This window comes from Pseudomonas sp. S8 (genome assembly GCF_050473925.1).
Classification (GTDB): domain Bacteria; phylum Pseudomonadota; class Gammaproteobacteria; order Pseudomonadales; family Pseudomonadaceae; genus Aquipseudomonas; species Aquipseudomonas parakoreensis.
In genome coordinates this window covers 5,627,886-5,640,464 of sequence record NZ_JBFDVZ010000016.1, presented here as the reverse complement: position 1 = coordinate 5,640,464, position 12,579 = coordinate 5,627,886, and the positions used below count along the sequence as shown (strand labels likewise).

Annotated in this window: 9 protein-coding genes; 5 read left to right on the top strand and 4 right to left on the bottom strand. The window is 60.8% G+C overall.

Annotated features, from left to right (window positions below; translation table 11 throughout):
* Position 1 precedes the first annotated feature (1 nt).
* From AB1J88_RS26685 to AB1J88_RS26675, 3 genes are all read right to left on the bottom strand, one after another.
* Positions 2–640 carry a LysE family translocator gene (locus AB1J88_RS26685; RefSeq protein ID WP_430292335.1) on the bottom strand — a complete coding sequence of 213 codons (639 nt, stop codon included), beginning with the start codon at positions 638–640 and terminating at the stop codon, positions 2–4.
* A 24-nt stretch (positions 641–664) separates the two neighbouring features.
* Positions 665–1,099 (bottom strand): NUDIX hydrolase, encoded by a 435-nt coding sequence (locus AB1J88_RS26680; protein ID WP_041068318.1) that lies wholly within the window; start codon positions 1,097–1,099, stop codon positions 665–667.
* Positions 1,100–1,166: 67 nt separating this feature from the next.
* The gene (locus AB1J88_RS26675) at positions 1,167–2,528 is read right to left on the bottom strand and encodes an HD domain-containing phosphohydrolase (RefSeq protein WP_430292333.1); all 1,362 of its coding nucleotides are present in this window, start codon (positions 2,526–2,528) and stop codon (positions 1,167–1,169) included.
* A gap of 249 nt (positions 2,529–2,777) precedes the next feature.
* On the opposite strand from AB1J88_RS26675, the gene AB1J88_RS26670 reads away from it, so the two are divergent.
* From AB1J88_RS26670 to AB1J88_RS26650, 5 genes are read left to right on the top strand one after another with little or no spacing between them, the layout of a single operon-like run.
* Positions 2,778–5,033: an EAL domain-containing protein gene (locus tag AB1J88_RS26670; RefSeq protein WP_430292331.1), complete on the top strand. Its 2,256-nt coding sequence runs from the start codon at positions 2,778–2,780 to the stop codon at positions 5,031–5,033.
* Positions 5,033–6,904 (top strand): putative bifunctional diguanylate cyclase/phosphodiesterase, encoded by a 1,872-nt coding sequence (locus AB1J88_RS26665; protein ID WP_430292330.1) that lies wholly within the window; start codon positions 5,033–5,035, stop codon positions 6,902–6,904. The genes AB1J88_RS26670 and AB1J88_RS26665 overlap by 1 nt, the downstream gene beginning before the upstream one ends.
* Before the next feature lie 43 nt (positions 6,905–6,947).
* Positions 6,948–7,901 carry a cytochrome-c peroxidase gene (locus AB1J88_RS26660; protein ID WP_430292328.1) on the top strand — a complete coding sequence of 318 codons (954 nt, stop codon included), beginning with the start codon at positions 6,948–6,950 and terminating at the stop codon, positions 7,899–7,901.
* Entirely contained in the window at positions 7,898–9,712 is a 1,815-nt protein-coding gene (locus tag AB1J88_RS26655; RefSeq protein WP_430292327.1) for a DAHL domain-containing protein, read from the top strand. Before AB1J88_RS26660 ends, AB1J88_RS26655 begins: the two co-directional genes overlap by 4 nt.
* Positions 9,709–11,112, top strand: a complete 1,404-nt coding sequence (locus AB1J88_RS26650; RefSeq protein WP_430292326.1) for an ATP-binding protein — start codon at positions 9,709–9,711, stop codon at positions 11,110–11,112. Before AB1J88_RS26655 ends, AB1J88_RS26650 begins: the two co-directional genes overlap by 4 nt.
* A gap of 6 nt (positions 11,113–11,118) precedes the next feature.
* Here the strand turns inward: AB1J88_RS26650 and AB1J88_RS26645 are convergent, their stop codons facing one another.
* Positions 11,119–12,444, bottom strand: a complete 1,326-nt coding sequence (locus AB1J88_RS26645; RefSeq protein ID WP_108183689.1) for an APC family permease — start codon at positions 12,442–12,444, stop codon at positions 11,119–11,121.
* Between the last annotated feature and the right edge of the window lie 135 nt (positions 12,445–12,579).

Sequence of the window (12,579 nt, the reverse complement as noted above, 5' to 3'; positions counted from 1 at the left end):
CTCAGGCGGTCCTGCGTTGTTCAAGCATCAGGCGCACCGCCAGACCGGCGAGTACAAACCCCATGAAGTAACGCTGCAGCACCAGCCATGTCGGGTTGCGCACGAACCAGGAAGCAATGCCTGCCGCGAACAGCGCGATCAGCAGATTGACGCTGAAACTGACGCTGATCTGGGTCAGGCCGAGGAGGATGCTCTGGGTGAATACCGAGCCGTGTTCGGGGCTGATGAATTGTGGAAACACCGAGAGGTAGAACACCGCAATCTTCGGGTTCAACGCACTGGTGAGAAAGCCCATGGTGATCAGTTTGCGCGACGAGTCCGGGGGTAATTGCTGCGCCTCGAACGGTGAACGCGCACCGGGTTTGAGCGCTTGCCAGGCCAGCCACAGCAAATACAGCGCACCGGCCCACTTCAGTACCTCGTAGGCCATCGGCACCGCCAGAAACACCGCGCTCAAACCGGCAGCCGCGGCAAACATGTGCACGAAGAAACCACCCACCACACCGAGCAACGAGGTGACCCCGGCCTTGCGTCCCTGACAGATCGAACGCGAGATCAGGTAAATCATGTTCGGCCCCGGCGTCAGTACCATCAACAACGCGGCGGCGGCGAAGATCAACAGGTCTTGAAGCGGGATCATGGTGGACATCCTGTGCGTGGGGGATCAGGCGATCGCGGTCAGCGAGTGGCGATAAAACGGCAGGATCAGGTCGCGTGTCAATGGCGCCAGAACGACAGCAGGATCACTGACCGGATCGATCCAGATTACTTCCTCGATTTCGGCAGCGGGCGTCACATCGGCATCGATGGTCAGTTGAAAAATCTCCGCCTGCACCACAAACCCCGGCTCGTTGGCGGCGGGCGCCGAGAACTGGCCGAGAAAAGACGCCTGCGCCGGATCGATCGTCAGCCCCAGCTCTTCTTCCAGCTCGCGGGCCAGCGCGTGCACTGGCAACTCATGCGCCTCGATCTTGCCGCCCGGTTGCATGAACGCCGTGGTGCCACGCTTGCGCACCAGCAGGGTCTGGCCTTGAGGGTTGAGCAACAGCGCAGCGGCAATACGAATGAGGTTTGGAGCGACAACGGATGCAGAGGTCATGGGTCAGCCACCGGCCTGGAAAAAGCGCAAGGATCCCATGCCCGGGCTGATCACGTCACCTCACAGGTCACTCTCCCAACGCCTTGAGCGCAGTTTCATCCGCCTCCGGCAGCTTGACGAAAATCTGATACTTGCCGCCCTCCATGGCTTCAAAGGCAATCAGCTTTTCCACCAACAGCGCGCTGAGCACTTTGCCGGCGTTGAGCAGCAACATGCCGTTATCGGCATTCAGATTGCGCGCCAGAATCATCCCCGCCGCCAGGTCCCGGGTGGTCAGGACCTTGACCGACGGGTCGGCCAGGGTGATGTCGCCCAGAAATGCCGCACACACCTGAATGAAATCTTCGATCAGTTGCGGGTCATACAAGCGCCCGGCGTACTGGCGCAGGTACAGCAGCGCTTCATCGCTGTTCAAATGCCGTTCGAGGATCAGGCCGCGCTGCAACTCGACGAAATCCACCGCCAGTTTCAGCAGGCGCGAACCGAACGGAATGGCCTCGCCCTTGAGCCGGTCGGGAAAGCCGCTGCCGTCCCAGCGTTCCTGGTGATGCAGGATCAGGCGGGCCGCGTCCTTCATCGGGTCCAGCGTCATCAGCAGCGATTCGCTCTGCTTCGGATAGCTGCGATAACGTTCGCGATCGGTATGGCGCAGCAGATCCGAAGGCGTGGTCATCATGCCGTCGGTCCAGCTCAGTTTGCCGATGTTGTACAGCGCGGCGGCCATGGTCAGGTCGCGGCTGGTGGCCTCGTCCAGAGCATGCTGTTTGCAGTAGCTGCGCACCAGTTCGATGATCTGCCGATTGGTCTGCTTGGCAGGCGGCAGACGCAGATTGGCCAGCAGCGAAAACACTTCGGTGCCGGTGACGTAACTGTGTTTGAGCTCTTCGTACGCCAGATCGAGCATGTCGGCGGTCTGCTGCAGTTCAGCGGTACGCGCCGCGACATGCTTTTCCAGGGTGCTGTTGAGCAGTTTGAGCTGGTCGTTCTGCACTTGGGTCAGGCGCTCCAGACGCTGACGCTCCTGCTCGGAATGCTGATGGTCGAGCGCTTGGCGCAGGATCAGCAGCAACTCCTCGTCATTCCACGGTTTGCTGATGTAGCGATGAATCTGCCCATCGTTGATCGCCTTGATGATGGCCGATGGGTCGGCATAGCCGGTCAGCATGATGCGCACGGTCGCCGGATAGCGTTGACGGACATGCGCCAGTAACGAGGCGCCATCCATGTTCGGCATGCGCGCATCGCTCATCACCAGATCCACTGGCTGCTGCTCCAGCTTCTCCAGCGCCTGGGCACCGCTGGTCGCCAACAGGACGTCATAAGGTTGCCCCCGCAACAGGCGGCGCAGGCTGTTGAGGATTGATTCCTCATCATCGACCAGCAGCACCGTGGGGCGATGCGACGGCATCGGCGCGGATTGCTCTTGCATGGCATGGCCTCAAGCGAAACAGAGTTAACGACACACCGACCGACCGCCCCACTGGCCCGCGCCTGAGTCCAAGGCTAGATGATTTTTCAGTGCATTCACTTAAATCTTCGTCCGGCGCGGCCAGCGCAGTACCGAGGGGCCGACTATGCTGTACACGGCAAAGAACTCCATCGGCTTACAAAACAGGCAATGGCGAGGGAAAAGGATGCCCCGGATGATCACAGCACGCCTTCCCGAGGAGGGCGCGGCATGAACCCGCCCACCGCGCCGATCAATCGCCGCGTGCTCATTGTCGACGACAGTCCGGCGATCCATGACGACTTTGCCAAGATTCTCAGCCCCGTCGTTCCCGGCGACGATGGCCTGGGCGAAACCGAGAACCTGTTGTTCGGCACCCCGTCTATTCGGCACACCCCACACTTCGAGCTGGATTCGGCCTTTCAGGGCCAGGAAGCCCTGGAAAAACTCGAAGCCGCGCTGGCTGAAAACCGCCCCTACGCCATGGCCTTCATCGACATGCGCATGCCGCCAGGCTGGGATGGCCTGGAGACCATCGAACGGCTGTGGCAAGTCGACCCCAAACTGCAAGTCGCACTGTGCACGGCCTATTCCGACTACTCCTGGGAAGACATCGACCAACGCCTGGCACTGAACGACCGGCTCCTGATTCTGAAAAAGCCTTTCGACGCGATCGAGATTCGGCAGATGGCCAGCGCCCTCACGGTCAAATGGCAAATGACCGAAGACGCCGAGCTGAAAATGAGCCTGCTGGAGCACGCAGTGCAGGAGCGGACCCGGGAGCTGTCGGACGCCAACGTGATCGTGCAGAACAGTCCGACCATCCTTTACCGCTTGCGTGGCGAGCCCTCGTTCGCGCTGATGTATATCTCCCACAACATCACCCGCTACGGCCATGTCGCCGCCGATCTGGTGGGTTCGCCCGACTGGGCGAAGGTCCTGATTCACCCGGACGATCAGGCCAGCGTCGACGCGGCAATGGCCCGGGTACTGGATCGGCATGCGTCGGGCGCGTCCATCGAATTCCGCATGCGCACCGGCCAGGGCACCTGGCGCTGGGTGGAGAACCGCTACATCCCGGTACGCGATCAGGACGGCCGTCTGCTGGAAGTCGAAGGCATCATCCTCGACATCACTGAACGTCGTCAGGCCGAGGACAAACTGGCCTTGCTCGCCCGCTCCGATGGCCTGACGGGCCTGGCCAATCGCGCCACACTGATCGAACGCCTGCACCAGGCGTTTGCCGCTGCGCGACGCGGCGCGATGCCGTTTGCGGTGTTTTACCTGGATCTGGACCACTTCAAGCGGATCAATGACACGCTGGGCCACCCGGTTGGCGATCTGCTGCTGCAGGAGGTCGCCCGGCGCATCAAGTCCGGTGTCCGCGAAAGCGACGTGGTGGCGCGTCTGGGTGGCGATGAATTCGCGATCCTGCAACTGGACGTCAGTGACCCGACCCAGTCGGCGGCGATGGCCGCCAACATCCGCGACGCGTTGCTGGCGCCGTATAACCTGGCCGGCAATGCACTGCACATTTCGGTGAGCATTGGCATCAGCAGTTACAGCGAACTCAGTCTCGATGCCGACAGCCTGCTCGGGCAGGCCGACATGGCGCTGTACCGCGCCAAGGAAATGGGCCGCAATCAGTATCACTTCCACTCCGAGGACATCTCTCGGGAAGTGGCCGAGCGCATGACCCTGGTCAGCGAATTGATGACCGCCCTTGAAGGCAATCAACTGCGGCTGCATTACGCGCCGGAAGTAGATCTGCACAGCGGCAGGATTCTGGGCATGGAGGCACAAGTCCTCTGGCAGCATCCCCGGCGCGGCCTGCTGCCGGCAGCGGACTTTGTGCCGATCGCGGAGAAAACCGGCGCAATCATTCCGCTCGGACGCTGGGTGCTGGATCACGCCTGCCATCAGATGCATCTGTGGCGTAATCAAGGGGTGGCGCCGCCCGTGATGGCGATCAAGATTTCCCTGGCGCAACTCAAAAGCGGCCCGGAACTGATCTACACCGTGCTGCGCACCACCGCCCGCTGGGAGCTCGCCCCTTGGGACCTGCGGTTCGATGTCACCGAGGCCACGCTGGCCCAGACCAAGTGGACACACAACGACGCGTTGCCGCGCCTGCGTGAACTGGGCGTGACCATCGCCATCGATGATTTCGGCACCGAATATTCCTCGTTCGATTACCTGAAAACCTACCGGGTCAATCAGCTCAAACTGGCCCAGAGCGTCATCGACAATGCCGCTCACGATGTGGCCGGTGCCAACGCCTTGCGCGCCATCGTCAACTTCGCCCGGGACCTGGACATCGGTATCATCGCTGAAGGCCAGCCGTCGCCGGATCAGCCGTGCGCGCCACCTGCCGCAGCCCCGCTGCCCAGCGCGCGCGGGCTGTATTTCAGCGCGGCGGTCAGCGCCGAACAGGCCGGGCGATTGCTCAAGGACAGTGCTCACCCGGCACCGAAGGAGGACGAGTGATGAAAACGCCGTTCCCCCAGACCAACCGGCGCATCCTGATCATCGACGACACGCCGGCGATTCACGACGACTTTCGCAAGATCCTTGCCCCACAGGTTCAGGACGCCGTCGATCTGAATCAACTGGAACAGACGCTGTTCGGCACCCAGCAGACGCCGCACCTGAGCTTCCAGCTCGACTCCGCTTATCAGGGCCAGGAAGCTCTGGCTCTGGTCAAACAATCGCTGGTCAGCGGCAACCCGTATGCCCTCGCCTTCATCGACATGCGCATGCCGCCCGGCTGGGATGGCCTGGAAACCATCGAACAATTATGGCGGGTCGATCCGAACCTGCAGATTGCCTTGTGCACCGCGTACAGCGACTACAGCTGGGAGGCGATGGCCGAACGGCTGGAGTTCGGCGACCAGTTGCTGATCCTGAAAAAGCCGTTCGACAGTCTGGAAATCCGCCAGATGGCCAACGCGCTGACCTGGAAGTGGCAGCTGGCGCAGGACGCGGCGCTGAAGATGCTCAGCCTCGAGCAGACCATCGAGGCGCGGGTGCACGAATTGCTCAAAGTCTCGCATCTGCTGCAATACGACAGCCTCACGGAGCTGCCCAACAGCACCCTGCTGGGCGATCGTCTGAGCCAGGCGATTGCGGTGTGCCGGCGCCATGACAAGCAACTGGTGGTGATGTTCCTCGGTCTGGATCGCTTCAAGCGCATCAACAATGCACTGGGCCATCCGGCGGGCGACGAGATGCTCAAACGGGTCGCCCGGCAACTGCTGTCCTGCGTACGTGATTCCGACTCGGTGTTTCGTTATGGCTCGGACGAGTTCGTGGTGATCCTTGGCGACATCAACCATCCCCAGCAAACCCACGGCCTCGCGGAAAAACTGCTGGCCGCCATTCGCCTGCCGCAAGCGATTGCCGGCCACGACGTCAGCGTCACGGCCAGTCTGGGCATCAGCGTTTATCCCGCTGACGGCCTCGAAGCCATCGAGCTGATCAAGAAAGCCGAGACGGCGATGCGCAACGTCAAGGAGCACGGCCCTGACACCATTGGCTTCTTCATCGAAGCCATGAACCAACACGCCCGGGAACAGCACAGCATCGAGTCGGGCATCCGCCGCGCGCTGCATGAGCACGAATTCGTCTTGCACTACCAACCGAAAATCGACCTGCGCACGGCCACAGTGGTCGGTGCCGAAGCACTGATACGCTGGCAGAAACCGGGACACGGCTGGGTCTATCCTTCGGACTTCATCCCGGTGGCCGAGGACAGCGGTCTGATCGTGCCGCTGAGCAAATGGGTGCTGGCTGAGGCCTGCCGTCAGACCCGCGACTGGCAAGTCGCCGGACTGCCGCCGATCCGCATGTCGGTCAACACTTCGCCGATCGATTTTCGCCAGCGTGACTTCGTCGCCGGCATCGAGCGCGTGCTTGAGCAGACGGGCCTGGCCCCAGACTGTCTGGAGCTGGAAATCACCGAAGGCGTGCTGATGCAAAACGTCGAGGCGACGATGACCGCGCTCAAGCGCCTGACAACGCTGGGCACGCGCCTGGCCATCGATGACTTCGGCACCGGCTATTCCAGCCTGAGTTACCTGCGGCGGTTTCCCATCGATGTGCTGAAGATCGACCAGTCGTTCATTCGCAACCTGTGCAACGACCCCAACGATGCCGCACTGGTGAGCGCCATCATCCATCTGGGCAAGAGTCTGGGGCTGAACGTCATTGCCGAGGGTATTGAAACCGCCGAACAACTGGCCTTTCTCAAGGCGCATCACTGCGAGGAAGGTCAGGGCTACTTTTTCAGCAAGGCCCTGCCGGCAGACGCGTTTGCGCGCTTGCTGGCCGGCAGCGAACCCACGCCGTGGACGATTTGATCAACACGCTGAAAACGGCCCTGAGTCAGGGAGACGATTGCCGATGAGTCTTTTCCACCACGCCATCGTGTTGTTGCTGTGCGGGCTCTGCGCCGGGGCCAGTGCCGAGCCGCTGGACGAGCCGCTCAAACCGTTGCCCGCGGTGCCGCAGCAGGACGTCCGCCGCGTGGAACTGGGTCGGCGCCTGTTCCATGAACCACGGTTATCGATCAACAACACGCTGTCCTGCGCCAGCTGCCACCAATTGGACAAGAACGGTGCCGACAGCCGCGCCCTGTCACTGGGCTTCGACGGTAAACCGGTGGCGGTCAACACGCCGACCGTGTTCAACGCCGCCCTCAATTTCCGCCAGTTCTGGGATGGCCGTGTCGAAACGCTGGAGGAACAAAGCAACGTCGTCATCACCAGTCCCCATGAAATGGGCAGCGACTGGCGCACCGTTATCGAGCGGATCTCGAACGACCCCGACTACCGTCGCGATTTTGCCGCCACCTACCCGGACGGCGTGACCCAGGCCAATGTCCAGCAGGCGCTGGCCAGTTTCGAACGTACTTTGCTGACCCCCGGTTCGCGCTTCGATCAATACCTGTTGGGCAACACCGACATCCTCACCCTCGAGGAAAAGTACGGCTACCAGCGCTTCAAGGAATACGGCTGCATCGCCTGCCATCAAGGGGTGAACATCGGCGGCAACATGTTCCAGAAGTTTGGCGTGTTCGGCGATTACATTGCCGATCGCGGCAACCCGACCGTGGCTGATCAAGGCCGCTTCAACGTCACCCGGGACGAAGCGGATCGTGAATTTTTCAAAGTGCCGAGCCTGCGCAACGTCGCGCTGACCGCGCCCTACTTTCACGACGGCTCGGCGGACACCCTCGAAAAAGCGGTGGATGTGATGTTCCAGTATCAGTTGGGACGCACGCCGACCGAAGAGGACAAACGGCTGATTGTTCTGTTTCTCGAGACCCTGACCGGCCAAAGGGAAGGCAAGCCATGATCAACATTTCCCGTCGCCGTAGTCTGTTGTTGCTCACACTGGTCGTCCTCGCGTTGGCCTCGATCCTGCTGTTTCTGTACTTCAAGTCCAGCTCCGACCAGACCATGACATACACCGAGTCGCGGGATCTGATCCGGCAGATCAAACAGCAGAATTCGCTGTGGGAAAACGAGATTCTCAAGGCGCGGGTGGCGCTCACCCACAATTACGATCCGCTGGTGTCACCCATGACCGAGATGAACCGACTCTGGGCGCGCTTCGACGCGATCGAGGCCAGGCATGGCCGCAACGACTCGGCGCAATGGAACGACGCCCACGAGGGTTTTCTGCAGGCGATGCAGGAGAAGATCCGCCTGGTCGAACAGTTCAAATCGCACAACGCACTGTTGCGCAATTCCCTGGCCTTTTTGCCCACCGCCGAAGACGACATTCAGGAGCAACTCGCCAACCTGTCGGACCTGGATAAATTACAGCTGCAAAACATCACCACCGACACTTACGACCTGCTGCTCAGTGCCCTGGAGTTCGCCCAGGTCACTTCCGACGACAGGGCCGCCGACATCGAGGTCGGCCTGAACAAACTGAAGGTCAATGCGCAACGACTGCCGCCGGCGTTTGAAACCCCGATCAAAATCATGAGCAACCACATCAGCCTGATCGCGCGCGAGCAGCCGCTGGTCAATCAGTTGCTCGAAAGCATCGAAAACATTCCCGTGGCCGAGCGCCTGGACACCCTAACCACCCTGCTCGATCGCGATCAACAGCGCGCCGATCGGGTCGACCGCCAATACCACTTCTACCTGCTACTGTTTTCGGTGTTGCTGATGCTCTCGCTGGTGTGGCTGGCGATCCGCCTGATCGGCAGTTTCGCCGAGATCAATCGGGTCAACACGGCCCTGCAAACGGCCAACGATGCCCTGGAGCAACGGGTCGAGGAACGTACCCGCGAACTCAGGGACGCCCAGAGCGAACTGCTCGACGCGGCGCGTCAGGCCGGCATGGCGGAAATCGCCACCAACGTGCTGCACAACGTCGGCAACGTGCTCAACAGCGTGAACATCTCCAGCGACCTGATCACGCGCAAGCTGCGCAACAGCAAGACCCAGGGCCTGGGCAAGGCCATGCAGTTGATCAACGAACACCCGCATGACCTCGGCGCCTTTCTGTGCGAAGACCCCAAGGGCAAATTGCTCCCCGGTTACCTCAATCAGCTGGTGGGTGCGATTGCCCAGGAACAGCAGGAAATGGTCGACGAACTGAACCAGATGAACAAAAGCGTCGATCACATCAAGGACATCGTCGCCACCCAGCAGTCCTATGCCGGCGCCAACAGCATGACTGAACCGCTGTTCATCAATGAATTACTCGAAGACGCCTTGCGCATGAACGCCGGAGCGCTGACCCGACACCACGTCACGGTGGTCAGGGAGTACGCCGAGGTACCGCAGGTGATGGGCGATAAACACCGTTTGCTGCTGATCCTGATCAACCTCATCAGCAACGCCAAATACGCCATGTCCGACCTCAGCAACCGCCCTCGCACCATGACGCTGGCGGTAAAAATCGTCGATGACAGCTTCCTCGAAATCAGCGTCAAGGACGATGGCGAAGGCATTGCGCCGGAAAACATGACGCGGATCTTTGCCCACGGCTTCACCACCCGCAAGGAAGGCCACGGCTTCGGCCTGCACAGCTGCGCCCTGGCGGCCATCGAGATGAACGGGCACCTCACCGCGCACAGCGACGGACCGGGCAAGGGTGCGCTGTTCACCTTGCAGATTCCCCTGATCAGCGTCACGGAGAACGCATGAGCGAGCTGTCGAACCGCCGTATTCTGCTGATCGACGACATGCCGTCGATTCATGAAGACTTCCGCAAGATTCTCGCGCCACCGGCGGCGCAGTCAGTGGAACTGGACGAGATGGAGGCGGCATTGTTTGGTGCACAGGTGCGCGCCGAACGTCCGCCGTTCGAGCTGGACTCGGCCTACGGCGGCGAGGAAGGCCTGGGCAAACTGATGCAGGCCTTGCACGAACAACGCCCCTACGCACTGGCTTTCGTCGACATGCGCATGCCCGACGGCTGGGACGGCGCGAAAACCATCGAACACCTTTGGCAACAGGATCCGCTGTTGCAGGTGGTGGTCTGTACGGCCTACTCGGATTACTCCTGGGATGAACTGCTCGAACGGCTGCAGGCGCATGACCGATTACTGATTCTGAAAAAGCCGTTCGACAACATTGAAGTGCAACAAATGGCCAACACCCTGCTGACCAAATGGCAGATGACCGAACGCGCTTCCTTGCAGATGCATCACCTGGAACATCTGGTCGATCAGCGCACCGCCCAGTTCAAGCAGGCCAGCGAAGCTCTGCAGCGCGAAATCGATGAACGCAAGCAACTGGAAAGTCAGCTGGTGCAGTCGGAAAAGCTCGCTTCACTGGGGCAAATGGCGGCTGGCGTGGCCCATGAAATCAACAACCCGATCGGCTTCATCTCCTCCAACCTCGGCACCCTCGACGGCTACTTCAATCAGTTGCTCAGCGTACTCGATGCCTGGCAGACGCTGGGCGCCACGCCAGACAGCGGATCCGTGGCCCGGCTTGAGCAGCTGCGCAAAGACGCCGATCTGGATTTTCTGCTCGAAGACATTCCGGTACTGATCCGCGAATCCAAGGAAGGCATTGGCCGGGTCGGACAGATCGTCAAGGATCTGAAAGATTTCTCCCGGGTCGATACCCATCAGCAATGGCAGTGGGCGAATCTGCAGCAAGGCATCGAGTCGACCCTGAACATTGTCGCCAGCGAACTCAAGTACAAGGCTGACCTGATCAAGGAATATCAGCCGCTGCCGGATATCGAGTGCCTGCCGTCACAAATCAATCAGGTGATCATGAACCTGGTGGTCAACGCGGCTCAGGCCATGGGCCCCGAGCGCGGCACCATCACCTTGCGCACCGGGCAGCAGCAGGACACGGCCTGGGTGGAAGTCGCGGACACCGGCGCCGGGATTGCGCCGGACATCCTGCAGAAAATCTTCGATCCGTTTTTCACCACCAAACCGGTTGGCCAGGGCACCGGGCTGGGCCTGTCCCTGTCCTACGGCATTGTCAAAAAACACGGTGGTGACATTTCGGTCCGCAGCGAACCGGGCGTGGGCACGACCTTCCGCGTCGAGTTGCCGATGCGTCAGAGCCGGCCCGCGGCCTGAGGCGCCTCAGGTCGCTTCCTGAAAATCCATCTCCGGCGGCTGCCGCCGAAAGCCGCCAGTGAGCACCGCCAGATACACCACGCCAATCGCCAGCCAGCTCAAGCCCAGATACACCGCCAGATGATCAAGGCTGACCATCAGCCACACGTCCGCCAGCAGCCCGATGAACGGGAAGACCAGAAACAGCACCAGCTCACGCGGGCCTTTTTTCTCGCCTCCGATCCAGTAATGAAAAATCACCGACAGGTTGACCAGGCTGAACGCCAGGAACGCACCGAAGTTGATGAACGAGGTTGAGGTGGTCACATCGAGTTTCAGCGCCAGCAATGCCACGACCGCACACAGCAGGATGCTGTTGACCGGCGTGCCGAAGCGCGCATGCAAGGTACCGAAAAACGACTTGGGCAACACGCCATCGCGCCCCATGGCAAACAGCAGGCGCGAACCGCTGGCCTGGGCCGACAGCCCCGAAGCGAACTGGCCGACGATCAGGCCGATGAGGAAGATCGAGACGAACAGGTCGCCGCCGATGTTGCGTGCGATTTCATAGGCCGCCGAGTCGACGCTGTCGAACTGGAACGACGGGTGGGCGATCTGCACGAAGTACGACACGCCGACGAAGATCAGCCCGCCGATCAAGGTGATCAACATGATCGCCCGTGGAATGGTGCGGCGTGGGTCGCGGGTTTCTTCGGTCAGCGTACTGACCGCGTCGAAGCCGAGGAACGAATAACAGGCAATCGCCGCGCCGCTCATGATCAGCGGCATTTGCATGTCACCGTTGAAGAACGGTTTGATCGACCACAACGGCGTGCGCGCATCACCGCCGACGTAGTGCACACACAGCGCGACGAAGGCGATCAGCACCAGAAATTGCACCAGCATCAGCAAGGCGTTGATGCCGTTGGCCAGTTTCAGGCCAACGATGTTGATCGCGCTGGTGATGCCGATGAACGCCAGTACCCAGATCCACTGCGGGATCGACGGGAATGCCGAAGCAAGGTACGCCGCGCCGATCAGCCAGATCGCCATCGGCAGAAACAGGTAATCGAGCAACACCGCCCAACCGGCGATGAAGCCGAGCCTGGGGCTGATCGCCTTGCGCACGTAGCTGTAGGCGGAACCGGCAACCGGGAACGCGGCGGCCATGCGCCCGTAACTCATGGCGGTGAAGAACATCGCCACCAGTGCTGCCAGGTACGCTGCCGGGACCATGCCGGCGGTGGATTGCGCGAGGATGCCAAAGGTGCCGAGGACAATGATCGGCGTCATGTAGGCGATGCCGAACAGCACCACCGACCCTAATGACAGGGTGCGTTGCAAACGAGCCATGGGCGACTTACTCCGAATGTTATTGGATTTATGGCAGAGCCGAGTTCGGCGAATGTTTCGGGTGTGGCTTTGTTTTTTTGGGTGAGTCAGATGAATCGATAAAAGATCGCAGCCTTCGGCAGCTCCTACAGGAGT

What these genes read in the sequence shown, in the direction of transcription:
- AB1J88_RS26675 (WP_430292333.1), bottom strand. Translation starts at nt 2,528, where the DNA reads ATGCAAGAGCAATCCGCGCCGATGCCGTCGCATCGCCCCACGGTGCTG.
- AB1J88_RS26665 (WP_430292330.1), top strand. Translation starts at nt 5,033, where the DNA reads ATGAAAACGCCGTTCCCCCAGACCAACCGGCGCATCCTGATCATCGAC.
- AB1J88_RS26660 (WP_430292328.1), top strand. Translation starts at nt 6,948, where the DNA reads ATGAGTCTTTTCCACCACGCCATCGTGTTGTTGCTGTGCGGGCTCTGC.
- AB1J88_RS26670 (WP_430292331.1), top strand. Translation starts at nt 2,778, where the DNA reads ATGAACCCGCCCACCGCGCCGATCAATCGCCGCGTGCTCATTGTCGAC.
- AB1J88_RS26655 (WP_430292327.1), top strand. Translation starts at nt 7,898, where the DNA reads ATGATCAACATTTCCCGTCGCCGTAGTCTGTTGTTGCTCACACTGGTC.
- AB1J88_RS26680 (WP_041068318.1), bottom strand. Translation starts at nt 1,099, where the DNA reads ATGACCTCTGCATCCGTTGTCGCTCCAAACCTCATTCGTATTGCCGCT.
- AB1J88_RS26645 (WP_108183689.1), bottom strand. Translation starts at nt 12,444, where the DNA reads ATGGCTCGTTTGCAACGCACCCTGTCATTAGGGTCGGTGGTGCTGTTC.
- AB1J88_RS26685 (WP_430292335.1), bottom strand. Translation starts at nt 640, where the DNA reads ATGATCCCGCTTCAAGACCTGTTGATCTTCGCCGCCGCCGCGTTGTTG.
- AB1J88_RS26650 (WP_430292326.1), top strand. Translation starts at nt 9,709, where the DNA reads ATGAGCGAGCTGTCGAACCGCCGTATTCTGCTGATCGACGACATGCCG.